The 26,884-nt window shown below is 42.1% G+C and carries 15 protein-coding genes and 1 riboswitch; of the genes, 11 read left to right on the top strand and 4 right to left on the bottom strand.

The features are described from left to right. Window positions 1-104: 104 nt before the first annotated feature. The 3 genes from CGC64_RS18380 to CGC64_RS18370 are packed head-to-tail and all read right to left on the bottom strand — an operon-like array spanning window position 105 to window position 3,009. Window positions 105-866: an ABC transporter ATP-binding protein gene (locus CGC64_RS18380; protein ID WP_005678824.1), complete on the bottom strand. Its 762-nt coding sequence runs from the start codon at window positions 864-866 to the stop codon at window positions 105-107. Beyond that, a complete protein-coding gene (locus tag CGC64_RS18375) occupies window positions 863-1,879 on the bottom strand; it encodes a FecCD family ABC transporter permease (RefSeq protein WP_005678825.1) in 1,017 nt (338 codons plus the stop codon). Before CGC64_RS18375 ends, CGC64_RS18380 begins: the two co-directional genes overlap by 4 nt. Beyond that, complete coding sequence (locus CGC64_RS18370; protein WP_005682716.1) at window positions 1,876-3,009, bottom strand: ABC transporter substrate-binding protein; 1,134 nt, start codon at window positions 3,007-3,009, stop codon at window positions 1,876-1,878. The genes CGC64_RS18375 and CGC64_RS18370 overlap by 4 nt, the downstream gene beginning before the upstream one ends. 127 nt (window positions 3,010-3,136) lie before the next feature. After that, window positions 3,137-3,348: riboswitch (cobalamin riboswitch) on the top strand. A gap of 210 nt (window positions 3,349-3,558) precedes the next feature. On the opposite strand from CGC64_RS18370, the gene CGC64_RS18365 reads away from it, so the two are divergent. The 6 genes from CGC64_RS18365 to CGC64_RS18340 all read left to right on the top strand — a co-directional run bounded on the left by CGC64_RS18365 (window position 3,559) and on the right by CGC64_RS18340 (window position 13,087). Next, complete coding sequence (locus CGC64_RS18365; RefSeq protein ID WP_005678828.1) at window positions 3,559-5,565, top strand: TonB-dependent receptor plug domain-containing protein; 2,007 nt, start codon at window positions 3,559-3,561, stop codon at window positions 5,563-5,565. After that, entirely contained in the window at window positions 5,562-6,722 is a 1,161-nt protein-coding gene (locus CGC64_RS18360) for a YncE family protein (RefSeq protein WP_005678829.1), read from the top strand. The genes CGC64_RS18365 and CGC64_RS18360 overlap by 4 nt, the downstream gene beginning before the upstream one ends. Window positions 6,723-6,738: 16 nt before the next feature. Beyond that, window positions 6,739-8,055 carry a PKD-like domain-containing protein gene (locus CGC64_RS18355; protein WP_005678830.1) on the top strand — a complete coding sequence of 439 codons (1,317 nt, stop codon included), beginning with the start codon at window positions 6,739-6,741 and terminating at the stop codon, window positions 8,053-8,055. Between the two features lie 31 nt (window positions 8,056-8,086). Continuing rightward, window positions 8,087-9,391 carry a DUF5074 domain-containing protein gene (locus CGC64_RS18350; protein ID WP_005678831.1) on the top strand — a complete coding sequence of 435 codons (1,305 nt, stop codon included), beginning with the start codon at window positions 8,087-8,089 and terminating at the stop codon, window positions 9,389-9,391. A 251-nt stretch (window positions 9,392-9,642) separates the two neighbouring features. Continuing rightward, on the top strand, window positions 9,643-12,399 hold the full coding sequence (locus tag CGC64_RS18345) for an outer membrane beta-barrel protein (RefSeq protein WP_032855415.1): 2,757 nt from the start codon (window positions 9,643-9,645) through the stop codon (window positions 12,397-12,399). A gap of 52 nt (window positions 12,400-12,451) precedes the next feature. Beyond that, window positions 12,452-13,087: a cytidylate kinase-like family protein gene (locus CGC64_RS18340; protein ID WP_005678833.1), complete on the top strand. Its 636-nt coding sequence runs from the start codon at window positions 12,452-12,454 to the stop codon at window positions 13,085-13,087. 94 nt (window positions 13,088-13,181) lie between these two features. Here CGC64_RS18340 and CGC64_RS18335 read toward each other — a convergent pair whose 3' ends face one another. Then, window positions 13,182-14,846 carry a putative transporter gene (locus CGC64_RS18335; protein ID WP_005678834.1) on the bottom strand — a complete coding sequence of 555 codons (1,665 nt, stop codon included), beginning with the start codon at window positions 14,844-14,846 and terminating at the stop codon, window positions 13,182-13,184. Window positions 14,847-15,115: 269 nt separating this feature from the next. Here CGC64_RS18335 and mutA point away from each other — a divergent pair, with 269 nt between their 5' ends. From mutA to CGC64_RS18305, 5 genes are all read left to right on the top strand, one after another. Continuing rightward, window positions 15,116-17,017: a methylmalonyl-CoA mutase small subunit gene (gene mutA, locus CGC64_RS18330; protein WP_005678835.1), complete on the top strand. Its 1,902-nt coding sequence runs from the start codon at window positions 15,116-15,118 to the stop codon at window positions 17,015-17,017. A 1-nt stretch (window position 17,018) separates the two neighbouring features. Next, the gene (gene scpA, locus CGC64_RS18325; protein WP_005678836.1) at window positions 17,019-19,166 is read left to right on the top strand and encodes a methylmalonyl-CoA mutase; all 2,148 of its coding nucleotides are present in this window, start codon (window positions 17,019-17,021) and stop codon (window positions 19,164-19,166) included. A gap of 164 nt (window positions 19,167-19,330) precedes the next feature. Next, the gene (locus tag CGC64_RS18320) at window positions 19,331-21,505 is read left to right on the top strand and encodes a DNA topoisomerase 3 (RefSeq protein ID WP_005678837.1); all 2,175 of its coding nucleotides are present in this window, start codon (window positions 19,331-19,333) and stop codon (window positions 21,503-21,505) included. Between the two features lie 985 nt (window positions 21,506-22,490). Further along, a complete protein-coding gene (locus CGC64_RS18310) occupies window positions 22,491-23,771 on the top strand; it encodes an IPT/TIG domain-containing protein (protein WP_005678839.1) in 1,281 nt (426 codons plus the stop codon). A gap of 21 nt (window positions 23,772-23,792) precedes the next feature. Beyond that, window positions 23,793-26,873 carry a SusC/RagA family TonB-linked outer membrane protein gene (locus CGC64_RS18305; RefSeq protein ID WP_005682725.1) on the top strand — a complete coding sequence of 1,027 codons (3,081 nt, stop codon included), beginning with the start codon at window positions 23,793-23,795 and terminating at the stop codon, window positions 26,871-26,873. The last annotated feature ends 11 nt before the right edge of the window (window positions 26,874-26,884 follow it).

Genomic DNA, 26,884 nt, shown 5'->3' with positions numbered 1-26,884 from the left:
ATCCTGTATTGTAAAACAGTTAGGCTCTTGTAACCATTTTCTATTTATGTTCTGTTTATAGGAACAAAGGTAGCAATTATTTTGATATAAAGAAAAGTTTGAGACTATACTGATTTGATGCGCACCCTCATCTCCTGAGCGTCGAATGTCACTGATTCATTACGGAAAAGTCTTTCTATATGTCCGCTGGTTATCATTTCCGAAGTGGGCAAAGTGTACATATATGGGTTATCTATCAGCATGATAGAGTCACAAAGCGACAATGCGATGTCAAGGTCATGTGTGGAGAATAAGATACATTTGCCTTCTTCTTGTGCCAGCTTTTTCAGTAGCAGGCAGAGTTCATAACGATTGGGCAAGTCAAGAAAGGCAGTCGGCTCGTCGAGCAGGATAACCGGGGTGTCCTGCGCAAGCGCACGGGCAATCATAATTCGCTGGCATTCGCCGTCGGACATCTTATCCATTGTCTTTTCTGCATAACCGGACATGCCGACCAACTGAATGGCATTATCTACTATTTTCCGGTCTTCCGGTTGAAGCTGACCGAGCCAGTTTGTGTAGGGAGCGCGCCCCAACGCTACCACATCTTTGCAGCGAAGATTGGCAATGCGTACTTTGTCGGTGGTTACGAAACTAATGCTCAGAGCTAATTTTTCCGGTTTCAGTGAAGCAATGTCTTTTCCTTGCAGATTGATTTCTCCCGATTGAGGACTTTCCAGTCCCATTATGGCACGCAGGAGAGTACTTTTTCCTGTTCCGTTGCGTCCTAGCAGTGCAACGAGTTGTCCGCCTGTGATTCGGGCGTTTACCGTTTTCAACAGCGTGCGCTGTCCGTATCCTAATGTCAGTTCCTTAAGTTCAATCATTTGAATCCATGCAAGTTTTTAGCTATTACCCATAAAATGACCGGAACACCGAGCAAGGCGGTGATACAGTTCACCGGAAGCAGGAATTTCTTGGCGATGATGTCGCAAAGAAGCATGCTGATAAGTCCCGTCAGCATAGTGGCGGGGACAAGTATCCGGTGGTCGGCGTTGTTGAACAGCAACCGTGTGACGTGCGGTACTGCCAGCCCGATAAAACCTACCGGGCCGCAGAATGCGGTCACCGTTCCTGTCAGCAGCGCGGTGGAGATGAAGATGAGTGTACGTGAACGCTTGATATTCATTCCCATTGTCCGTGCATAGTTTTCTCCAAGAAGCAACAGGTTCAAAGGTTTGATGCAGACTATGGAAATGAGCAGTCCCAGGCATAACATAGGTGTCATGATTCCCAGTTGGGTGGTGGTGATGTGCCCGAGAGAACCCATTGACCAGAGCGTGAACATTTTTAATTGTTCGGCAGAACTCAGATATTGCAGTATCTGGATAATGGCGCCTGCCACATAACCTATCATGACTCCCATAATCAATACACCGAGGATATTTTTTACTTTCCGGCTGATGACAGCTACTCCCAGTAAAATGACAGCCGTTCCTATCCAACCGGAACCGACGATGCCCAATGACTGGAGCAGTGGAAATTCAGACCAGCCGAGCAGTGGAGCTCCCAGTATAAACAAGGCAACCCCTAATCCTGCACCGGAACTTACTCCCAGCAAATAGGGATCCGCCAATGGGTTTTGGAAAACTGTCTGCATCTGCAAACCGCTTACGGAGAGTGCCACGCCTATCAGTGCCGCCACTATTACCCGTATGAACCGGATAGAAAGAAGAATGTTACGTGTCATTTCATCACATTCGCCTCCGGTGAGCACAGCCCATACCTTGGAGACAGGGATATACGTGTCTCCGGTTGCCATATCTATGACTAGCAATAGCAGGGCGATTATGCCTAGCGCGATAAATAAAAGTGCAGTATGTTTGCGGGGTTGTTTCATTCCAGACGCCTGTAATAATAAAGTGAATCGGATACAAGCTCCGGATGAAAAATATGAATCAAGTCGCGTAACACAACATCGGGACGGACAACTGCCGATTCCCAATAATCGTTTCCGCCTGTCGGCGTCAACCGTAAGTTGTTGTTATAAACAGTCTTTTCGTTCACGGCTTTTGCGTCTGCGAATTTAGGGTTGACAGCTTTCAGCTCCTCAAGTGTAGTTGCCGAACCGACATTAATCCAGTAATCGGCTTTTTGTATCAGGCCATAGGCTGTTTCCAGTCCGATTGGGGTTGAACTGTTGGAACTGTTTTCTTTATAAATGTACTCTGCGCCTGCATCGGCAATCAGTCGTGCCATATAACTTTGGGTGGAAGGCATTACCCAACTGTCGTTCCATGGAGTGTTGAACATAACGGTAGGACGCTGGCTGACGGAATCCGTGAGGGCTTTCAGTGCGTAATAACGTTGGGGAATTTCCCGGAATATTTCTATTCCCTTTTCCCGTTTGTCTGTCAGTTCGGAAAGGACAATCATCCATTCGGCTTTGCCGAGCGGTGATTCTTCCAGATATTCCCCCATATATAGATAAGGTATGGAAAGTTCTTTCAGTTTGTCCGTTACAGCGGTTTGGGCGTCACCTATGCCATAGAGCAAGACTACGTCGGGCTTTAATCCAATCAGCAGTTCGTAGTTCATTTCAGGACCCATATCCTTGATTGAATCTTTGTGGGCAAGGATGTAGGGATTGGCGATATAATCAATGCCCGAAACTCCGACAATCCGGTTGACTTCTCCCAGTTCATCGAGCATGGCAACATAGGAAGAAGACATGCATACAATCTGTTTGGCTCCGGCAGGGATGACGGGACCGTTGAATCCGGCAGGCGCTTGCTCGCCGTTGCGTGTAACAAAATAAGACATTGTTACGTCGTTGGCGCCTTGCCACGGGTTGGTAATCTGTATAAGCGTACTGGCAGCGTTCTCAGCACCCAGGATTTTAAATCCCGAAGCGTATTCAGGGGTATATACATCTTGGTTGAATGCTTCCAGAGATGTCTTATTACGGGTGATACAGCTTGCCAAAAAGAGCAGGCAAAGTAACGTGATAGTCGGAGCAGGAGATTTCACTTTTATAAGATGTTTAATTAGAAAAAAATAATAGTGGGTCCTTTTGAACGGCAAAGATAGGACTTAATTATTAGTTTGTTTTTATTTTAGTTGGATTTTTCTTTCGATTTGTTCCTATTTGTGTATCTTTGTCCCCAGAAATTTTGGTGTCACTTTTCCGATTCTACGGAAAGAGTGGTGAAAAGGGAATCAGGTGTAAATCCTGAACAGACCCGCTGCTGTAAGCTCCGCCAAAAGTTTTCCTACAATACTCAAATCCACTGTTCCGCTTTGGAGGAATGGGAAGGGCGTTAGGAAAATGGAGTAAGTCAGAAGACCTGCCAAAATTGAATTCTTGAAACTTTCCGGGATTAGAGTTTGAAGAGTGCAGTTTTTTATTCAAAATACATCTTTGATTGGTGATGTGAAGTTTCAGGAAGGAGGAATATGCCTTTTTGAGTGTTCCATTATGCGGGGAGAAGCACGTGTATATGTTTGAGTGTATGGAAAATTGCATCCTCACTGTAACCCTATGAAAGTTTATTATTTTAATTAATAAACAGGAGGATTATGTTCGGGCAGATTTATTTTAGGGTATTGGGGATAGGATGCTTTTTGAGTATGGCTTTATTGTCGTCAGCACAAAGCAAACTGGACAGTTTGCATCATCTTAATGAAGTAGTGGTTACTGCCAGAATTAATAAGGAGGTAATTCCGGTGCAATCTTTATCAGGGGATAAGTTGGAGAAACTGGCTGCACATTCGGTAGCGGACGCTATACGTTATTTTTCCGGAGTACAAATAAAAGATTATGGTGGAATAGGCGGGTTGAAGACCGTTAATATCCGAAGTATGGGAACGAATCATGTGGGAGTGTTTTATGACGGTATTGAACTGGGTAATGCGCAGAATGGAGTGATTGATTTGGGACGTTTCTCTTTGGATAATATGGAAGCTGTCACTTTATATAATGGTCAGAAAAGTGCCATTTTCCAACCGGCGAAAGATTTTGGTTCTGCAGGTTCTATTTATCTCCAGTCGAGAACACCCGTTTTTCGGGAGGATAGGGCTTATCATGTGAAAGCGACTTTTAAGACGGGCTCTTTCGGAGTTGTCAATCCTTCTTTGCTTTGGGAACAGAAACTGAGTGAGAATGTGAGTGCGTCACTTAGTACTGAATATATGTATACAACCGGAAAGTATAAATTTACTTATGCGGTGGATGGAGGATATGATACTACGGCAGTACGCCGTAATGGGGATGTCAATGCATTGCGTGCTGAGGGCGGCTTATATGGCAAGATCAAAAGTGGTTACTGGCGTACGAAAGCTTATTTTTATAATTCAGAACGTGGATATCCCGGTGCTGTTGTGCGGAATCGTTTCTCACATGAGGATCGCCAATGGGATACAAATTTCTTTTTCCAATCTTCTTTCAAAAAAGATTTCGGTGATGTGTACAGTCTGTTGTTGAATGCCAAATACGCGTATGATTATCTGCATTATCTGGCAGATCCCCAAAAGGAGGAGGCTACCATGTATGTAAATAATACATATCGCCAACAGGAAGTTTACTTGTCAATGGCTAACAGGGTTACTCTTTTTCCTTTTTGGGATATAAATATTTCAGCGGACTACCAATGGAATAAGCTGAACGCTAATTTGACAGATTTTCCTTATCCCCGGAGAAATACGGCGCTGGTAGCGGCAGCTACCTCTTTACATTTTGAGCGTTTTAAGTTGCAGGCCAGTGTCTTGGGAACTTTTGTAAATGAGAACGTTGCTTCAGATACTACTTCGGCCGGGAATAAAATGGAATTTACTCCTACCGTTATCACTTCCTATAAACCTTTCAAGAATATTGATTTAAGTCTGCGTGCTTTTTACAAACGGATATTTCGTATGCCGACTTTGAACGATTTGTATTATACATTTATAGGGAATATAAAGCTGAAACCTGAGTATACTAATCAGTATAACGTAGGATTCACTTATCAGAAATTATCTTCCGGAACCTGGCTGCAAGCACTGAATGTGCAATTGGATGCGTATTATAATGAGGTGGAAAATAAAATAATAGCTACTCCTACCAATAATTTCTTTCGTTGGACAATGATTAATATGGGACTTGTTAAAATAAAAGGAGTGGATGTCGTTTTGCAAGGACTTTGGAAGTTTGGTAACGATTGGGTATTTGACAGCCGGTTATCATATACGTATCAGAAAGCACAGGATTTTACTGATAAGTCGGATAAAGATACGTATGGGGGACAAATATCGTATATTCCCTGGCATAGTGGCTCGGCTATATTAAATGCCGGATATAAATCATGGGAATTGAATTATAGCTTTATATATACGGGAGAGCGCTATGACGTTTCGGCCAATACTCCGGAGAATTATCGTCTTCCTTGGTATACAAGTGATTTTTCTTTGGCAAAGAAATTCAGTTGGAGAAAGTATGATTTCAAGTTGACCTTGGAAGTAAACAATATTTTTAATCAACAATATGAGGTGGTGAGGTCTTATCCGATGCCCGGAACTAACTTTAAATTCATTTTAAACTTAACGATATGATTGTGAATAATATTCTTTCGCGTGTCTTGCTTGGTATATTAACAGGCTGTTGTTTGCTGGCTTGTCGGGGCGAGCTTCCGGTTCTACCTTCTGACGAGATAGATGTTGGCAAGGATCCTTTAGGGGGCGTCAGTATTAAAGGAATGTATCTTCTCAATGAAGGAAATATGGGAAGTAATAAGTGTACGCTTGATTTTTATGACAGCACTACCGGTAAGTATCATCGTAATATTTATGCCGAGCGGAATCCGTCCGTAGTGAAAGAACTGGGGGATGTTGGAAATGATTTGCAGATTTATGGAGATAAGCTGTATGCCGTAATCAATTGCTCGAATTTTATAGAGGTGATGGATGTGGAAACGGCACAACATCTGGGGCAAATAAATGTGACAAATTGCCGGTATATCACTTTTAATGATGGAAAGGCTTATGTAAGTTCTTATGCAGGCCCTGTCGGAATAGATCCCAATGCGCGTCCGGGAAAAGTGGTTGAAGTGGATACGACAAGTTTGGCTGTAACCCGTGAAGTGGTAGTCGGCTATCAACCGGAAGAAATGGTAATAAAAGATGGAAAACTTTATGTTGCCAATTCCGGCGGTTATCGTTTTCCGGACTATGACCGGACGGTATCGGTGATTGACTTGAAGACTTTTCAAGTTATTAAAACAATTGATGTAGCTATAAATCTTCACCGTATGAAACTGGATAGATACGGCCGTATATATGTGAGTTCGAGAGGAGATTATTATGGAACGGGATCGGATGTTTTTATTATAGATACTCAGACAGATCGTGTGACAGGAAATTTGGGAATTGCTGCCAGTGAAATGTGTTTGAGTGGAGATTCGATTTACATGACAAGTGTAGAATGGAGTTATGTGACGGAAAGTAATACTATTACTTACGCCCTCTATGACGTGAAACAAAATAAAATAGTATCCCGCAATTTTATTACTGATGGAACTGAAACAGAAATAACAATTCCGTATGGGATAGCTGTAAATCCCGAGACCAAAGAAATATTTGTAACGGATGCAAAAAGTTATGTTGTACCCGGTTATCTCTACTGTTTCAGTCCTGAAGGAAAGAAAAGATGGAAAGTCAGGGCGGGGGATATACCGGCTCATTTTGCTTTTACAACGAAAACATTTCAATAACTAATAATGAATAAAAATGGACAGGAAAATTTTAAGACTAGCATTAGTCATTGCAGTTTCTTTGTTTGTAGGAACTGTATTCACAGGATGTAATGATGGAGAAGATGCTTCGGAGCCTTACCTACTGAAAAAGGAAGACATCCGTGTGTCGCAACCGGAGGGTGGCTTTGCGGTTGTTGTTGATCAACTGTTGAAGGTACGGGTTGAAAGTGAGTCGGATGAAGGGATCTCTTATTTATGGTTGCTGGACGGCAGTGAAATTGCCCGGACAAAAGATTTGGAGTATATGTTTGAGGAGGTAGGAGAATACGAACTGATTTTACGTGCGTCACAAGGTGAGAATCATTATGATTATCTTTTTACGGTCACAGTAACTTTTGATAATATCGAACCGGCTCCTGAAGGAGCAACGGCTTATATCACTAAAGTTCTTGATTTTGTTCCGGCCGTGGGACAATTTACTAATGCGTTGCCGGCATATGACGAAGGAGACACACAAGAGGTTATGAACGAAAAAGTATTGGCAGCTATCGGTAACAATAAAAAGGGGATGATTTCTTTAGGAGGGTTCGGAGGATATGTCGTAGTAGGTTTTGACCATACAATAACTAATGTTACCGGAAAACGCGATTTCCGGGTACTTGGCAATGCTTTTTATTCTGCGGCCAATCCGGACTCTGATGCACCGGAGGGAGGAAGTTGTGAGCCGGGAGTGATCATGGTAGCTTATGATAAAAATCAGAATGGTATGCCGGATGAGGACGAATGGTATGAGATTGCCGGTAGTGCTCATGAAGACGCTGCACTGGAATTATGGTATGACAAGGCTGTAGCTGCGGGAAATGATGTGGAGACTTATCGAAACTATGAAATCACTTATTATCGTCCGGAAAAAGAACCGGAAACTTCGGAAGAAAGAGAGAAATATATCCGGTGGGAAGATAACCGGGGAAATTCGGGATATAAAGTGAAAAATACATTTCATAATCAGTGTTATTTTCCGGAATGGATAAAAGAAGATAAGATAACATTTAAAGGGACTTGTTTACCTCAAAATGCTGTTGATGAAAGTGGACAAGGTAATTATTTTGTTTTGTATAAATTCCGTTATGGTTATGCTGATAATGAGGTGAACACTAAAGATGAGTCTGCTATTGATATAGATTGGGCAGTAAATTCAAAAGGTCAGAAGGTACATTTGCCGGGAATTGATTTCATAAAGATATATACCGGTGTCAATCAGGAAAATGGTTGGTTAGGTGAATGTTCCACTGAGATATCAGGGGTTGAGGATTTGCATGTTTTAGGAGTTGATATCGATACCCGCAAATAAGTTAAGAAATAATTGATAATAAGAATTTGAAATGAAAAGGTATTTTGTATTGGCAGTTGTTGCCTTGGGGCTGGTTTTTACAGCATGTGATGAGGAGGAAAATTTGAACTCATCTGTATGGATCGGGAGTGAATCGGAAAGTAATGTGATTGCGCAGTTAGATACATTGTATCTGGATGCCCGGATTGAAAATCTGTCTGGGGCGATGAGATATTTGTGGACAGTAGACGGAAAGGAAGTTTCAACCGCTTCAACATATAAGTTTTCACAGCCTAAGACTGGAGAGTATGTTATAGGACTGGCGGTATCGGATGATAAGGGAGAAAACCTTCAAACGACTATGACAGCCAAGGTGGAAGGGCGGTTTGGCAAAGGTGCCTTTATTTTGAATGAAGGAAATATGGGGAATGAAACCGGAACTTTGACTTTTGTGGATTCAAAAGGCATAGCGGTAGATAGTGCATATTATCGGGTAAATCAAACTTTGCTTGGTAATGTCTGTCAAGACCTGTTTATCAGTGATAATAAGATGTATATACTTTCTCAAAATGGAGCCAAAAATGGTGGTGAAGGGCTGCTGACTATTGCGAATGCTACTAGTTTGGAGAAAGAAAAGGTTTATGATAATACTACTTTGTCCTGGCCGTCCAATTTGGCTGTAGTCGGAGAGAATCTTTATATTCGTGATAATAATGGAGTTTATATGCTGGATACTTCCACCGAAGTTCTGACTTTTGTTGAGGGGACGAAAGGCGCTTTGAAAAATCGTATGGCTGTGGTTGGAGACAAAGCTTTTGTGATGGGCAATAAGCAACTTTTTGTTATTCAAAACGGGACTGTTATACATATTATTTCTTTTGAAAGCGCTTTATCCGGTGTTGCTAAAACATATGATGGAAATTTGTGGGTTTCATGTACAAAGCCTGCGAGTATTATAAAAGTCAGTCCGGTTGATTATAAGACTATTGATTCTCATACTTTGAATGTCAGTATTGGTGCCGGGTGGGGAGTTGCCCCTGCTTTTTCTGCTAAAGATGATATTATCTATTTCAGTAATGCCGGCTTTAAGCTATACCGACATGTTTTTTCTCAGAATGAGACGGAAGAAGTTGCTGATATAAAAGAGTATGTGGAGGATGCAGGGATTTATTATAACAGTTTGGGAGTTGATCCGGTGAGTGGGGAAGTTTATTTTGCCACTCTGAAAGGATATGCAGATTATAAAACCAATGATATTGCTATTTTTGATTTCAATAAAACACCGGCTTTACAGTTTGATATAAAAAATAAGAATAGTTTTCCGGCAGGAGTTTTCTTTACGGAGAATTTTAAGTGATCATGAGTTTCTAATTGATAGTTTTTGTTGATAGGGAGACTTCTTCCTCTATAAAAAGGATATTCTTCTCAAAGAGTATATTTTTATATGTGGAGGAAGTCTTTTTGTTAGTTTATATTGTGACCTTGTGTGATTGGAATGTAATTTGTTTTAATAAAATGAATAAAATAGTAAGCTTTCTAAAGAAACTCCTTAATTTTACATTGTTTACTAAGACTCAAACTAAAATATAGACTTATACTGCTATTGACATGAAAATTTGCAGACTGGGCGGATTACTTTTACTGTTATTTTGTATGCATACAACAGTGTATGCGCAACAGGTGAGGACTGTCAGGGGAAGGGTACAAATGCTGGAAACCGGAAGTGAAAGGAAACAATCTTTGCCTTCTGCCAGTATTGTCGTCTTGGAAAAGATGGACTCTGCTTTTGTAAAAGGTACGGCAAGTGACAAAAACGGTCGATTTACTCTAACTTATCAGCCACAGAAAAAGAAAGAATATCTGTTGAAGGTTTCATTTATGGGAATGCAGTCTTTCTACCGTGCATTGGGAGATTCCGTATCTATAAATGCGGGCACTATCGTACTGAAGGATGATGACCTTCAGATTGATGAGGTGGTAGTGACCGGAAAATTGAGGGAAGTGGTTATGGAAGGAGATACGACTGTTATCAATGCTTCTGCCTACAAAACTCCCGAAGGAGCTTATCTGGAAGACTTGGTGAAACGTATTCCCGGACTGGTGTATAACAAAAAAGACCATTCATTGACTTACAACGGTCAGCCTATCAGCGAAATTAATGTAAATGGGGAGTCTTTCTTTTCAGGAGATAAAAAGACCGCGCTTGAGAATCTGCCGGCAAACTTGATTAGCAAGTTAAAGGTGTACGACAAGAAATCAAAAGAGGAAGAATTTACGGGAATCAGTTCGGGAGAAAAGAAATATGTGCTTGACTTGCAAACCAAGGATGAACTGAATAAGACTTGGCTGACAAATGCGACGGTAGGGTATGGCAATAATAAGAAGAAGGATCTGGAGGCACAAGTGAATTATTTCCGTAAGAATGGGGAAAACCTGTCTTTTATAGCCCGTTCTACTAATAGATATCAGAACAGTACATACAAAGATAATATCAATAATTCGCTGGGATTGAATATGGCACATAAATTTGGTGGAAAGTTTTCTTTGAATGGCCATGTGAATTATAATCTTAACAGGAACGGGAATATATCTTCTATGTATCAGGAGCAGTATTTGACTGGTGGCAACCAATATTCGGCCTCTGCCAACGAAGGAAACTCTAAAGGGCGGTCGGTCAATTCCAGCTTGTTGGGAGAGTGGAAAGTAGATAAAAGCACGCGTGTCAACTTCAGTGGAAATTTCGGGTATACTCCTAATCAAAATGAAAGTAACAGTCAGAGTGCTTCTTTTGACGCTCCTCCCGGCGTAAACCATGAGAACTTGTTCAGTGATTTTGAGTCTGTTCCCCGGGATATAAAGGTGAACCGTAGTGAGAATCGGTCACGGTCGGAAAATGAATCCCACCGCTACCATTGGGCAATGGGAGTGATGAGACGCCTGAACGAAAAAGGAACAACTCTGGGACTGAATATTCAGAATTCCGATTCGTGGGGAAATAATGAAAGTTTCTCTCTTTCCGAGACTACCTATTTTCGCTTGAAGGATAAGAATGGGAATGACTCGGTACTTTATCGTAACCAGTATTTGAAGTCACCCCAGCGCAATAATTCCTGGCGGGTGGGACTTTCGTTTACTCAACCTGTCGGAAAGAAGGTACGTCTGCGGGTGGCATATAACTGGAGTACCCGGTATGAACGGAGTAACCGCGATACTTATGAATTGTCTTCCCTGGCGAGTTCGGATATTTACGGTGAGTTACCTTCCGGTTACGAGGCGGGGTATGTAGATAGTTTGAGCAACCGTAGCCACAGCCGCAGTAATGGGCACGACCTGAATGTAGGAGTCAACTATTCGGATGACACATGGATGTTTAACGCATCACTGGGGGTTACGCCGCAAAGGCGTACCATTGACCGGAAAGTAGGGAAACTTTATGCGGATACTGCCATGAATATGATTGATTTCCAACCTATGATATGGATGAGTTGGCGGAAGAAAGAGATGCGTGTCAGCCTGAATTATAACGGTAATACCCGGCAGCCTTCTTTGTCGGATTTGATGCCGTTGACGGATAATAGCAATCCGCTGTATATCACCCGTGGAAATCCTGACTTGAAGCAGATGTTTAGTCATAATATACGTCTGAATTTTCAGAACTCACCTAAAGGTATATCTGCAAACCTAGGCGGACAGGTGGAGCAAAACAGTGTTACACAAGTCATGATATATGACGTGCAGACCGGTGGACGCGAAACGTATCCGGTCAATATAAACGGTAATTGGAATTTGTCCGCAGGGGCTAGCTGGTGGAAACGTTTTGGACATTTCTCTTTAAGATTGGATATGTCCGGTAATCATAGTAACCGTGTAGGTATGATTAATGAAGATAAAAGCTTACAGCCGGAAAAGAGTACAACCCGTGATACCGGATTGAATTGTGAGGCACAGGCGTCTTATCAACCTTCTTGGGGAGGCATTGACTTATCTACTTCCTGGAATTACCAATACTCGCTTAATTCTTTGAACGATAATGATACCTATACGCGTTATTATAATTTCGGTCTGAATGGTTATGTTGATTTTCCTTTCGGGTTGCAGTTGCGCACAGATGCTACGTATAATCTTCGTAGCGGAACGAATATTCAGAAAGGGGAAGATGATGAAATATTGTGGAATGCCGGTGCTACATGGCGTTTCCTGAAGAAGAAGGAAGCGGAATTGTCGGCTTATTGGGCGGATATTCTGGGAAAGAAAAAAAGTTATGGGCGTATGGCTACTTCTGATGGCTTTTATGAGTATCGTACGCAGGAAATAAAGGGATATTTCATCGTCACTTTTAAATATAACTTTCGTTTGATGATGTGAGTTTTAGAAAAAAGTCGTATGTTTGCTACACAACCATAAAATTAAGTTTACTATGAACGGTAATTATGTCATTAATATCGGTCGCCAACTAGGTAGCGGCGGAAAAGAAATAGGAGAGAAACTGGCTGCTCGTCTGGGCATTGACTTTTACGATAAAGAACTGATTAATCTGGCATCTGAGGAGAGCGGATTATGCAAAGAGTTTTTTGAGAAGGCGGACGAGAAAGCTTCGCAGGGAATTATCGGCGGATTATTTGGTATGCGTTTCCCCTTTATCAGTGAGGGAGCCATGCCTTGTAACAATTGTTTGAGTAATGATGCACTGTTCAAGGTACAGAGTGACGTTATCCGTCGTTTGGCGGCAGAAAAATCCTGTGTGTTTGTAGGGCGCTGTGCTGACTATATTTTAAGGGAACATCCCCGTTGTGCCAATGTTTTTATCTCGGCTTCCAAAGAAGACCGTATCATACGTCTTTGCCGGATTCATAATGTGAATGAAGAAGTGGCAGAAGAGATGATAGAGAAAGCCGATAAAAGACGTTCGGAATATTATAATTATTATAGTTATAAGACATGGGGAGCGGCAGCTACTTATCATCTGTGTATTGATTCGTCTTCTTTAGGGATTGAAGAAACGGTACGGTTTGTAGAAGAATTTGTGGCTAAGAAGTTACAATTAAGGTTTTGATTCGGAGAAACTGACTGGGTAGTAAATAAAATAAAGCCGGCTATTCCTCTTATGGAGTTGGCCGGCTTTATCATTTATATAAGCTAAGCTTGATTTACATCATTGCCAGTAATATCATTTGTCCCGTCAGAATGCGGAGGAACATAGATAATGGATAAACAGTAGAGTAACCTACTGCCGGAGCATCTCCGGATGTTGTCTGATTGGCGTACGCCAATGCGGGAGGGTCGGTATTACTACCGGCAATCAATCCCATGAGGGTAAAGTAGTTTACTTTATAATATAGTCTGGCGATAGCACCGATAATGAGTAACGGAATGACGGTAATTAAGAAACCACAACCTACATAAAGTAATCCATCACCCTCGACAACCGTTTGTACGAAGTTGGCGCCGGCATCTATACCCACACTGGCAAGGAACAGCACAATACCGATTTCACGAAGCATCAGGTTGGCGCTCATGGTGGTATAAGTCACCAGGTGGAGTTTATGACCGAAGCGTCCGATAAGGATTGCAACTACCAGCGGACCACCTGCCAGACCAAGTTTCAATGGTGTCGGCATACCGGGGAATGCGATAGGAAGACTACCCAAAAGGATACCCAGGAAAATACCTACGAAAATAGTTACGATATTCGGAGTATCCAAGCGCTTCAATTGATTACCTAAGACACCTGCTACACGCTCTACTGCATCCTGCTGGCCTACTACCATAACACGGTCGCCTACTTGCAGTATCAGGTTGGGATCAGCAAACAAGTCCATACCGGAACGATTGACACGGGTTACATTAACATCGTACATACTACGGAAGTGCATAGAACCCAGCGTCTTTCCGTTGATTTCCGGTTTGGTGACCAGGATACGGCGGGATACCATTGGGAGATCTTGTTTCTCCCAGTCTATATCTACTTCCTTACCGATGAATACGGTAATGGCGGGTGCATCTTCTTCAGAGCAGACGATAAATAGCTGGTCGCCTACATTGAAAATAGTCTCATGGTTCGGAATGCTTACGTGTCCTTCGTGACGAATGCGGGAGCAAACGAACTGACGTCCTAGAAATTCTTTAATCTCAATCAGTGTCTTTCCACTGATAGACTCGTTGCGTACCTCAAGGCTCAACATATGCGGCTTATGGTGTGCATCTCCGCTCTGCATTTTCAGGCTTTCTTCTTCTTTTGCCATATTGACACGGAAGATGTAGCGGATAGCGATGATAGAACCGATAATACCTACTACGCCGAGCGGATAAGCACAGGCATAACCCAATGCGATCTGCGGGCCGTTGTAGCTCAACTGGTTCAGTGCTTCGTTGGCAGCACCAAGTCCCGGAGTGTTCGTCACAGCTCCGTAGAGAATACCTACCATCATCGGCAATTCAACACGACCGTTCCAAAGGTAATAGAGCCCCAATGCAACAGCAATATTTAACACTACGATGCCTACAGCCAACAGGTTCAATGTCATTCCCCCCTTTTTGAAAGAAGAGAAGAAAGACGGCCCCACCTGAAGACCGATACAGAATACGAACAAAATCAATCCGAACTCACGGATGAAATGTAGGATGTGTGTATCGGCCGTGAAGCCGAAATGTCCCATTAGGATGCCGGCAAACAAAACAAATGTGACGCCCAAAGATACACCGAATATCTTTATCTTACCGAGATACACGCCGGCTGCCACTACGAATGCGTAGAGGAACACGATGTGTGCCACGGAACTGGGGTCCCACAATAAACTTTGTAACCAATCCATAATTTAGTAGTTTTTATAATGTCTTTTCTAAAAACGGGTGCAAAATTAGTCATAACATTGGAGCTAATCAAATAAAAGAAGAACTAAAAATTGCGGGAAAGAAGAATTTCCATACAGATTCTATACAAAGTGGAGGTGTGCGAATTTTCTATAAAAAGAAGTTTCGTTTGAACTTATTAATTATATTTGCAAGTCGAACAACAGACATTTGGAAAGAGACAGATAAAAATAGAGACAATATTAATTCTTGTTTTAATTTTAGATAAACTATGGCAGACAAAAAAGAAAAACTCTTCTCAGACTTTTCTCCTGTCTCCACCGAACAATGGATGGAGAAGGTTACAGCCGACTTGAAAGGTGCTGATTTTGAGAAGAAGCTCGTTTGGAAGACGAACGAAGGATTCAAAGTGAAACCTTTCTACCGGATGGAGGACCTGGAAGGGTTGAAGACGACAGACGCACTTCCCGGAGAATTCCCTTATTTAAGAGGAACCAAGAAGGACAACAATGAATGGCTGGTACGTCAGGAAATCAAAGTGGAATGTCCTAAAGAGGCCAATGAGAAAGCACTGGATATCCTGAACAAAGGTGTCGATTCACTTTCTTTCCATGTAAAGGCAAAAGAACTCAATGCGGAATATCTTGAGACTCTGTTGAATGGTATTCAAGCTGAGTGTGTTGAACTGAACTTCTCTACTTGTCAGGGACACGTTGTTGAACTGGCTAATCTGCTGGTAGCTTATTTCCGGAAGAAGGATTATGACGTGAAGAAGCTGAAAGGCTCTATCAACTATGATTTCTTCAACAAAATGCTGACCCGCGGCAAGGAAAAGGGTGATATGGTGCAAACTGCTAAAGCACTGATTGAAGCTATCCAACCGCTTCCTTTCTACCGCGTACTGAATGTGAACGCATTATCGCTGAACAATGCCGGAGCTTATATTTCTCAGGAATTGGGGTATGCACTGGCTTGGGGTAATGAATACATGAGCCAACTGACCGATGCCGGTGTTCCTGCTGCTATAGTGGCTAAAAAAATCAAATTCAACTTCGGTATCAGTTCCAACTATTTCCTTGAAATTGCTAAATTCCGTGCAGCACGTCTGTTGTGGGCGAATATTGTAGCTTCTTACAATCCGGAATGTTTGCGCGACTGTGATAACAAAGGTGCTAACGGTGAATGTCGTTGCGCGGCAAAAATGGCGGTTCATGCCGAAACTTCCACTTTCAATCTGACTTTGTTTGATGCACACGTGAACCTGCTCCGTACACAGACTGAAGCGATGAGCGCTGCATTAGGTGGTGTGGATTCTATGACAGTGACTCCGTTTGACAAGACATACGAGACTCCGGATGAATTCTCCGAACGTCTGGCACGCAATCAACAACTGTTGCTGAAGGAAGAATCTCATTTCGATAAAGTAATTGACCCAGCTGCCGGCTCTTATTATATTGAAAACCTGACAATTTCTATTGCACAGCAAGCATGGAACTTGTTCCTGTCTGTAGAAGAAGCCGGTGGTTTCTATGTAGCATTGAAGGCGGGGACTGTTCAGGCTGCTGTCAACGAAAGTAATAAAGCCCGTCATAAAGCGGTGGCCCAACGTCGTGAAGTATTGCTGGGTACTAACCAATTCCCGAACTTCAATGAAAAGGCCGGAGATAAGCAACCGGTTGAAGCAAAATGCTGCTGTGGTGGAAAAGACCATACTTGTGAGAAAGACGTGGATACATTGGTATTCGACCGTGCTGCCAGCGAGTTTGAAGCATTGCGTCTCGAAACGGAAGCATCCGGCAAACGTCCGAAAGCATTCATGCTGACTATCGGTAATCTGGCTATGCGTCAGGCACGTGCGCAGTACTCTTGCAACTTCCTGGCTTGTGCCGGTTATGAAGTGGTTGATAATCTCGGATTTGAAACGGTAGAAGCCGGAGTAGAAGCAGCTATGGCTGCCAAAGCTGATATTGTCGTAATCTGTTCAAGTGATGATGAATATGCGGAATATGCAATTCCTGCATTCAAGGCATTGGACGGCCGCGCTATGTTTATCGTTGCCGGTGCTCCTGCTTGTATGGACGAACTGAAAGCAGCGGGTATCGAAAACTTCATCCATGTCCGTGTCAACGTACTGGATACCTTGAAAGAGTTTAACGCCAAACTATTGAAGTAAGATGAGAAAAGATTTTAAAAACTTAGATATATATGCCGCATTTCAGCCTGCTAACGGTGCTGAATGGCAAAAGGCTAACGGTATCTCCGCTGACTGGAAAACGCCGGAACACATTGAAGTGAAGCCTGTTTATACAAAAGAAGACCTCGAAGGAATGGAACACCTCGGCTATGCTGCCGGACTTCCGCCCTATCTGCGTGGTCCGTATTCAGTAATGTACACGCTTCGTCCTTGGACTATCCGCCAGTATGCCGGATTCTCCACTGCTGAAGAATCAAATGCTTTCTATCGCCGTAACCTGGCTTCCGGTCAGAAAGGTCTGTCGGTAGCATTCGACTTGGCTACTCACCGCGGTTATGACCCCGACCACGAACGTGTTGTGGGCGACGTAGGTAAGGCAGGTGTGTCTATCTGTTCCTTAGAGAACATGAAAGTCCTGTTCGATGGCATTCCTTTGAACAAGATGTCCGTGTCTATGACAATGAACGGTGCGGTACTTCCTATTATGGCATTCTATATCAATGCCGGACTGGAACAAGGTGCCAAACTGGAAGAAATGGCAGGTACAATCCAAAACGATATTCTGAAAGAGTTTATGGTGCGTAACACCTATATTTATCCGCCTGCATTCTCTATGAAGATTATTTCCGATATCTTCGAATATACTTCACAGAAGATGCCGAAATTCAATTCTATCTCTATCTCCGGTTACCACATGCAGGAAGCAGGTGCTACGGCGGATATCGAGTTGGCTTATACATTGGCTGACGGTTTGGAATATCTTCGTGCCGGAACTGCCGCAGGCATCGACATTGATGCGTTTGCTCCGCGTCTGTCTTTCTTCTGGGCAATCGGTACAAACCACTTTATGGAAATTGCCAAGATGCGTGCCGCACGTATGTTGTGGGCGAAGATTGTGAAACAGTTCAATCCGAAGAACCCGAAATCACTGGCATTGCGTACTCACTCACAGACTTCCGGTTGGTCACTGACCGAACAAGACCCGTTCAACAACGTGGGACGTACTTGTATCGAAGCTATGGCTGCCGCTTTGGGACATACTCAGTCTCTGCATACCAATGCATTGGATGAGGCTATCGCTCTTCCGACAGATTTCTCCGCACGTATTGCACGTAATACTCAGATTTATATTCAGGAAGAAACTTACATTTGTAAGAATGTTGACCCGTGGGGCGGTTCTTATTATGTAGAGTCTTTGACGAACGAATTGGCTCATAAGGCTTGGGAGCACATTCAGGAAATCGAAAAACTGGGTGGTATGGCGAAAGCTATCGAAACCGGCATTCCGAAGATGCGTATCGAAGAAGCTGCCGCACGTACACAGGCTCGTATCGACAGTGGTCAGCAGACTATTGTGGGTGTGAACAAGTACCGTTTGGATAAAGAAGCTCCGATTGATATTCTTGAAATTGATAATACTGCCGTTCGTCTTGAACAGATTGAAAATCTGAAACGTTTGAAAGAAGGACGCAACCAGGCTGAAGTGGACAAGGCATTGGCTGCAATTACCGAATGTGTGAAGACCGGTAAGGGTAACTTGCTGGAACTGGCTGTGGAAGCGGCTCGTGTTCGTGCGACATTGGGTGAAATCTCATTTGCTTGCGAACAGATAGTAGGACGTTATAAAGCAATAATTAGAACTATATCAGGCGTGTATTCATCAGAAAGTAAAAACGACAGCGACTTCAAGCGTGCTTGTGAACTGGCTGAGAAGTTTGCGAAGAAAGAGGGGCGTCAACCTCGTATTATGGTTGCCAAAATGGGACAGGACGGTCACGACCGTGGTGCTAAAGTGGTAGCAACAGGTTATGCGGACTGTGGTTTCGACGTGGATATGGGACCTCTGTTCCAGACTCCTGCGGAAGCAGCTCGCGAAGCGGTAGAAAACGATGTTCATGTAGTAGGTGTTTCTTCACTGGCTGCCGGACACAAGACATTGGTTCCGCAGATTATCGAAGAGTTGAAGAAACTGGGACGTGAAGACATTGTAGTGATTGCCGGTGGCGTTATCCCTGCACAGGATTATGACTTCTTGTATAAGGCAGGTGTGGCCGCTATTTTCGGTCCGGGTACTCCGGTAGCGAAAGCTGCCTGTCAAATTCTGGAAATTCTTATGGATGAAGAATAATTGTAGTTGATATATCTAGATTAGAACGTTAACGAAGTGATTGTCTTTTATAATAGAGGCAATCACTTTTTTCTTATGATAGACTTTTTTTTATCTTCATGCGGTCAGTGAGAAATAATCATGTAACTTTGTAGACTGATAGTATAAAAACAAGAGGAGAAAGAATGATAGTTTGCATAGCCGAAAAGCCATCTGTTGCACGCGATATAGCCGAGGTACTCGGCGCTCATACAAGGAAAGAGGGATATATAGAAGGGAACGGATACCAGGTGACCTGGACATTCGGGCATCTCTGTACCTTGAAAGAACCGCATGAATACACACCCAATTGGAAATCGTGGAGCTTGGGTAGCTTGCCGATGATCCCCCCACGTTTCGGTATCAAACTGATTGGACATGACCCGGGTATTGAGAAACAGTTTCATATTATCGAACAGTTGATGCAGAATGCAGATGAGATTATCAATTGCGGTGATGCTGGTCAGGAAGGAGAATTGATTCAGCGCTGGGTGATGCAAAAGGCGGGTGCACGCTGTCCGGTGAGGCGTTTGTGGATTTCTTCTTTGACGGAAGAGGCTATTCGTGAAGGTTTTTCCAAGTTAAAAGATCAGTCTGATTTCCAATCGTTGTATGAGGCGGGACTTTCTCGTGCAATAGGTGACTGGCTGCTGGGAATGAACGCCACACGCTTATATACTATTAAATATGGTCAAAACAAACAGGTGCTTTCTATCGGACGTGTGCAGACACCTACTTTGGCATTGATTGTCAACCGTCAGTTGGAAATTGCCAATTTCCAACCCAAGCAATATTGGGAACTAAAAACAAACTATCGAGATACTACTTTCTCCGCACTTATCCGCAAAAGTGATGAAGAAATAGCGGCAGAAGAAGAAAAAAACGGTGGAAAAAAGAAAATAGACAATCCGGGTATCGATCCTATCGCCAATCGTGAAGAAGGTGAAGCCTTGGTACAACGTATCAAAGACCTTCCTTTTGTGGTAACCAGTGTTGGTAAGAAAGACGGAAAGGAATATGCTCCGCGTTTGTTTGACTTGACTTCCCTTCAGGTAGAGTGTAACAAGAAATTCGCCTATTCTGCCGATGAAACACTGAAACTGATCCAATCTCTTTATGAGAAGAAAGTAGCTACATATCCACGTGTTGATACCACTTTTCTGAGCGACGATATTTATCCGAAATGTCCTGGTATTCTGAAAGGGCTTCGTGATTACGAAGTATTGACTGCCCCGTTGAATGGTTCTACGTTGCCTAAATCAAAAAAGGTATTTGATAATTCGAAAGTGACGGACCACCACGCCATTATCCCTACCGGAGTTTATGCTCAAAACCTTACTGATATGGAACGTCGTGTCTATGACTTAATAGCGCGCCGTTTTATAGCAGTGTTCTATCCTGATTGTAAGATTTCGACTACTACCGTGATGGGTGAAGTGGATAAAATAGAATTTAAAGTCACCGGTAAGCAAATCTTAGAACCAGGCTGGCGTGTGGTATTCGCTAAAGATGTGAAAGACACTACTGAAGAAAAGGACGATGACGATGAAAATGTCCTTCCTGCCTTTGCAAAAGGGGAGAGTGGTCCTCACATCCCCGACTTGAATGAAAAATGGACGCAGCCGCCAAGACCTTTTACGGAAGCGACCTTGCTCCGGGCTATGGAAACCGCCGGAAAACTAGTCGATAATGATGAACTTCGCGATGCCTTGAAAGAGAATGGTATCGGTCGCCCATCCACCCGTGCCGCTATTATTGAAACGCTGTTCAAACGAAATTATATCCGCAAGGAGAGAAAGAATCTGATCGCTACACCGACAGGAGTAGAATTGGTGCAGCTAATCCACGAAGAACTTTTGAAATCAGCGGAGTTGACGGGTATTTGGGAAAAGAAGTTGCGTGAGATAGAAAAGAAAACATACGATGCTCGCCAATTTCTTGAAGAACTGAAACAAATGGTTTCGGAAATTGTAATGAGTGTACTTTCTGATAATACCAATCGTCGTATCACTATTCAAGATGCGGTAGCTGCCAAGACCGAAGAGAAGGCAAAGAAGGAACCTAAAAAACGTGAACGGAAAGTAAGTACGCCGCCGAAAGAGAAAAAAAAGAATTCCGAAGCAGGAGAATCAAAAGAGGCAAAAACAGAAGTATCACCGTCTCCTGTTGCTACCCCTGTTTCTTCTCCGAATAATACTCCGGACTCATTAGTAGGACAACCCTGTCCGGTTTGTGGTAAGGGAATTATCATAAAAGGAAAAACAGCCTACGGGTGTTCGGAATGGAAAAATGGATGTACATACCGAAAAACATTTGAATAGTTTTAGTCTTATAAGGTTTAAGTAAAAGACGAGTTTCAGTTGTAGCCAATACTATTATTAAATTATAGTGTGTTGTTGTAAATTTCATCATAATAAGAAAAAAATGTCGCGATAAGGAAAAAAGTTCTCACTACAGTGAGAACTTTTTTTCATAATAGTGGAAGCATTTAGGGAAAATGTAACTAATTTCCGATATTTGTAATTATTAAGATTAAGATGTTCGCGTAATGTATATTGTTGGTATCCAAAAAGATAACGCTATTCTATGAAACTTTGATCGAGAAACTGAATCAAATGCTAAAAAATGCCTAAGTTCTACTTGAACTTAGGTAAAAGGTAATAAATAATAAAAAATAAGTACCTTAAATATTATTTGGATGTTTAAATGTACTTTCTCTGCTTTTATTTTTATATAGCCTTCTTGTATCTTGTGCAAATATTTAATATTCTCGAATGCAAATATACAATATTTTATTATATAACAATATATAATAAATTGTTTTATTATTATTTTTTTTCTTTTGTGAACTTTGCCAGTGATTTTCATGCCTAAAATAGTCCATGACTATATTTCGATCTAATATATCTACCGTATTATTCAAGTGAGAGTAACACAGGGCTTTCTTTTTCAATTTATAACCTAAGTTCAAGTAGAACTTAGTAACAAGCAAAGGATATTCGACTAATTTTTTATTAACTAAATCAAGAAATGCTTATGAAAAGAAAACCTCCGCTTATCTTATGAATTATGAATTTTGGAAATGAAAATTCAAAAACAAAGGCAAACATGTTGATACTTCAAAGGAGTGTTAACAGGCTTATTCTCTAAAATTGATTCCAGTCAGGTCCCCAAAAAACTGATGGATTTCGATTAATCGTTAACCTTTGATCTTGGTTTAAAAGTTTATTTGATCTTCCTTTTATAGGATAAAAAACTGATAAACTATTAAATAGGATCATTAATTTAATAAATGAAATAATAGTAATGAGAAAAACATCTTTGGTAACTATTTTATTTGCAATGCTGATAACCTTTCTTTCAGCATGTAAAAGTGATTCAGAAGAAGGTGGCACAACAGGCAAACCTTATGATCCAAATCAACCGATTAAACTAACCTCTTTTTACCCTGAAAATGGGGGAATGGCAACGAAAGTTATTATTAATGGAGAGAATTTCGGAACTGATCTTTCGCAGATAAAAGTATTCTACAATGAAAAACAAGCGGCAGTGGTACGTTCCATAGGAACTAAAATTTATGTCATTACTCCCCGGCAACCGGGAGATAATTGCACTATTACAGTAGAAGTAGGTAAAGATAAAGCCAGTTTTGAACAGCAGTTTTCGTATAAGACACAGGTTACTGTAAGTACGATTACGGGAACGCCGCGAACGGAAGTAAATGCAGTTGACGGAACATTGGCGGCAGCTCAGTTCGGATTGACTCATTTTGTTTGCGTAGATCGTGAGAAAAATATATTTGTTTGCGAAAGGTCCAGTTATCGTTTACGCCAGATAAATGAGCAACAAAATATGGTAACTACATTAGCTACAAATATTACAGCTCCATTTATTCCAATGGTTGAAACAGAAGGGCAGAAAGTCTTTTTACCGCTTTGGGTACAAGGAGGTAATTTGTTACAATTTGATCCGGAAACACAATGGGCTAAAAAACAGGTGAAACCGCAGAATGTAACATTAGACCAATATATATCCGCTGCTGTTAATCCGGAAGATAAACTGGTGTATATAAAGGCATTAAATGGAAACTTGGCTAAAATGGATCCTAAGAGTAAGGAAGCAGAACTAGTTACTACGGGGCTGGATGCGGGTTGGACTTATGATGCTATCTGTTGTTTTGATAGTCTCGATCCGGATGTGCTCTATATTTGTTATCGGAGCAAGCATTGTATTTATCGCTATGAACTTTCTACCGGAATTTATGAATTGTATGCAGGAGCAAGAGAAGATCCTGGCTATGAGGACGGAAAACGTTTGAACGCACGATTTAATTTCCCTTCACAGATATGTTTCGACTTAGACGGAATCATGTATATTGCAGATTCCAGTAATCATTGTATTCGTTCGATTGACCGGGAAGGAGCAGTAAGTACTGTAATTGGTGTCCCGGGCAGAGCCGGCTATGTAGACGGTACGCCGGATGACGCTTTATTTGATGAGCCTTGGGGAGTAGCTGTGGATGAAGAAGGTACAATTTACATTGCAGATACTAAAAATAAGTGTATTAGAAAACTTGCTATTCAGTAACCTGTTTATCACTAATTCAACATGAGAAAATTATATATTATTCAAATTTTACTTTTATGCTGTTTGGGCGTCATGGCTCAAAAAGCGGGGAAATCGCTGACTATTTCGGGTATAGTTGTCGATAAGTCGTCCGATAAGGAACCGATTATTGGCGCTAATATATTCTTGAAAGACCGTCCGGGCGTAGGTACAACGACCGATTTGGATGGTAGATTTAAAGTTCAGGCACATAAAGGCGATGTACTGATCGTTAATTATATCGGATATGATAAGATAGAGTATTTCGTTACCGATAGCCAGACAAACCTGGTTCTTAAAATGACTCCTTCTGCTACTGCTTTGGACGAAGTAGTAGTGGTGGGTATGGGAACCCAGCGTAAAGTGAGCGTAGTAGGAGCTATCACAAGCGTGGATATTGGTGACCTTGCTGTTCCGGCCACTTCACTGAATAACTCTTTGGGAGGTAGAGTGCCGGGAGTTATTTCTATCCAGTCGAGTGGTGAACCGGGTAAAAATATCTCGGAATTTTGGGTTCGTGGTATAGGAACATTTGGTGCTAACAGTTCGGCTTTGGTATTGATTGACGGTTTGGAAGGCGATTTGAGTCAGGTCGATCCTGCTGACGTAGAGAGCTTTTCTGTTTTAAAAGATGCTTCTGCAACGGCAGTTTACGGTGTTCGTGGTGCTAACGGAGTAATTCTTGTAACGACCAAGCGGGGAACAGTAGAAAAACTCAAAATTACAGCCCGTGCCAATTTTACTATTTCACAGTTGAAGCGGTTACCTAAATATTTGAGAGCTTATGATTACGCCAAGCTGGCCAATGAAGCCAGAGTCGTTTCAGGAGAGAAAGAACTCTATTCTCCTATGGAAATGGATTTAATCCAATATCAATTGGACCCAGATTTGTATCCGGATGTAAACTGGCAAGACGAAATTCTGCACAAGACTTCTTTCCAGCAGACTTATTATGTAAGTGCACAGGGAGGTGGTAGTATTGCCCGTTATTTTGTGAGTATGGGTATGTCGAAAGAATCGGCAGCATATATTCAAGACCCTGACAGCCGTTACAAGGCAGACACAGGATACAACACATATAATTATCGAACCAATTTGGATATCAATGTTACTAAGTCAACCACCCTCTATTTGGGTTTGGACGGATTTATATCCAATAAGAAAGAGCCGGGAATGGCTAACACAGATTTACTTTGGAATGCTCAGTCAATGTTGACACCGTTGACTATTCCTACTAGGTTTTCAACAGGACAACTTCCGGCTTATGGTGTCAATGATGCCTATTCACCTTATGTAATGCTTAATCATACGGGAATGGCTACCCGCGAGACTTACAAAAATATGGTGACTCTCGCTCTGAACCAGGATTTGTCATTTCTTCTGAAAGGATTGAAAGTAAAAGTACAGGGCGCGTTGAATAGCGACGTATATTATGATGAGACTCGTTTTGTAATGCCGGAGATGTATTCGGCTATCGGGCGAACGACTTCCGGAGAACTTCAATTGGCAAAGAAAGTTGACGCTCAAGCAGCTACATTCAGTAAGACATTGAATCATTGGCGTAAATATCATTTCGAGTTTACTGCCAATTACGAAAGGTTATTCAATGATAAACACAGGACAACAGCCTTGCTTTACTATTACATGAGTGACGAGAAGGCGACTAAAGACATCACTGACAGTATGAGCGCTATTCCCAAACGTTATCAGGGAGTATCCGGAAGAATCACTTATAGTTTTAAAGATACCTATTTCATTGATGCAAACTTCGGTTATACAGGTTCCGAAAACTTCGAGCCGGGTAAGCAATTCGGTTTCTTTCCTTCGGGAGCTATCGGTTGGGTACCGACAAACTATGATTTCATGCGGAAAGCGGTGCCTTGGCTGGATTTTCTTAAAATCCGTTTCTCGTATGGACAAGTAGGTAACGACCGTATTTCCAATAAACGCTTCCCTTATCTGACTATTATTAATTCTAATGCGGCTACGGGCTGGGGAAGCGATTCCAATGGTGTGAACGAGTCTATCGTAGGTGCTGACAATCTGGCTTGGGAGAAATCAACCAAAGCGGATGTGGGTATTGAAGCGAAATTCTTCAAAGAAAAACTCTCCTTAGTGGTCGATTATTTCAATGACCAGCGAAATGGTATTTTCCAGCAGAGAACTCAGGTTCCTGATTTCGCGGGTATTATCACCATGCCTTATGGTAATGTGGGAAAGATGCGTAGCTATGGAGCTGACGGAAATATTTCTTATTCGCAGGATATAGGCAAAGACTTCTCATTTACGATCAGAGGAAACTTTACCTATTCGAAGAATGATGTGCAGAACTGGGAACAGGCTGATCCAAAATATCCCTATCAGCAGATAAGCGGTATGCCGTATGGAGTGCAACGTGGTTACATAGCATTGGGATTGTTCAGAGATGACCAAGATGTGGAGAGCAGTCCGTCGCAGTTTGGAACTGTCCGTCCGGGTGATATTAAATATAAAGATGTGAATGGTGATGGACGTATAACGGAAGACGACCAAGTGCCGTTGGCTTACTCTAACTATCCGTTATTGATGTATGGATTCGGTGGAGAGTTCCGTTACAAATCGTTTACACTGGCTTGTCTGTTCAAAGGAACGGGAAATACAACCTATTTTAAAGTCGGTAATGGATATGAAATGGGATATGTTCCTTTCCATGGTGAAAAGACAGGTAATGTACCTGTGGAAGCCGGCGTTCAGGCAAATCGCTGGACTCCAGCCTGGTATTCAGGAGATCCCTCTACGGAAAACCCTAATGCGGCATTCCCTCGATTATCCTATGGTAAGAATGAAAATAATACTAAGAAATCTACTTTCTGGAAAGACAATGCGCGCTATTTACGTTTACAGGAAATTAGCTTAACCTATAACCTGAAGACCAAGGGATTTGTAAAAAGACTGGGTATACAGTCATTCGACTTTCAATTGGTGGGATATAATCTGGCAGTCTGGAGCGGTGTGAAAACAGTAGATCCGGAACAAGCACAGAAAATGGGGCGTGTTTATCCTATTCCTGCCCGTTACGCATTTCAAACCTATATCCATTTCTAAATATGCATGAT

Origin of the sequence: Bacteroides caccae, from assembly GCF_002222615.2 — a bacterium.
GTDB classification, from domain to species: domain Bacteria; phylum Bacteroidota; class Bacteroidia; order Bacteroidales; family Bacteroidaceae; genus Bacteroides; species Bacteroides caccae.
This window is presented reverse-complemented; position numbering and strand designations above follow the sequence as displayed.

Bases quoted from the DNA above. Each gene is read 5' to 3' on its own strand.
- CGC64_RS18375 (WP_005678825.1), bottom strand. From the start codon at position 1,879: ATGAAACAACCCCGCAAACATACTGCACTTTTATTTATCGCGCTAGGC.
- CGC64_RS18355 (WP_005678830.1), top strand. From the start codon at position 6,739: ATGGACAGGAAAATTTTAAGACTAGCATTAGTCATTGCAGTTTCTTTG.
- CGC64_RS18350 (WP_005678831.1), top strand. From the start codon at position 8,087: ATGAAAAGGTATTTTGTATTGGCAGTTGTTGCCTTGGGGCTGGTTTTT.
- CGC64_RS18365 (WP_005678828.1), top strand. From the start codon at position 3,559: ATGTTCGGGCAGATTTATTTTAGGGTATTGGGGATAGGATGCTTTTTG.
- CGC64_RS18335 (WP_005678834.1), bottom strand. From the start codon at position 14,846: ATGGATTGGTTACAAAGTTTATTGTGGGACCCCAGTTCCGTGGCACAC.
- CGC64_RS18310 (WP_005678839.1), top strand. From the start codon at position 22,491: ATGAGAAAAACATCTTTGGTAACTATTTTATTTGCAATGCTGATAACC.
- CGC64_RS18360 (WP_005678829.1), top strand. From the start codon at position 5,562: ATGATTGTGAATAATATTCTTTCGCGTGTCTTGCTTGGTATATTAACA.
- mutA (WP_005678835.1), top strand. From the start codon at position 15,116: ATGGCAGACAAAAAAGAAAAACTCTTCTCAGACTTTTCTCCTGTCTCC.
- CGC64_RS18380 (WP_005678824.1), bottom strand. From the start codon at position 866: ATGATTGAACTTAAGGAACTGACATTAGGATACGGACAGCGCACGCTG.
- CGC64_RS18345 (WP_032855415.1), top strand. From the start codon at position 9,643: ATGAAAATTTGCAGACTGGGCGGATTACTTTTACTGTTATTTTGTATG.
- CGC64_RS18340 (WP_005678833.1), top strand. From the start codon at position 12,452: ATGAACGGTAATTATGTCATTAATATCGGTCGCCAACTAGGTAGCGGC.
- scpA (WP_005678836.1), top strand. From the start codon at position 17,019: ATGAGAAAAGATTTTAAAAACTTAGATATATATGCCGCATTTCAGCCT.
- CGC64_RS18305 (WP_005682725.1), top strand. From the start codon at position 23,793: ATGAGAAAATTATATATTATTCAAATTTTACTTTTATGCTGTTTGGGC.
- CGC64_RS18320 (WP_005678837.1), top strand. From the start codon at position 19,331: ATGATAGTTTGCATAGCCGAAAAGCCATCTGTTGCACGCGATATAGCC.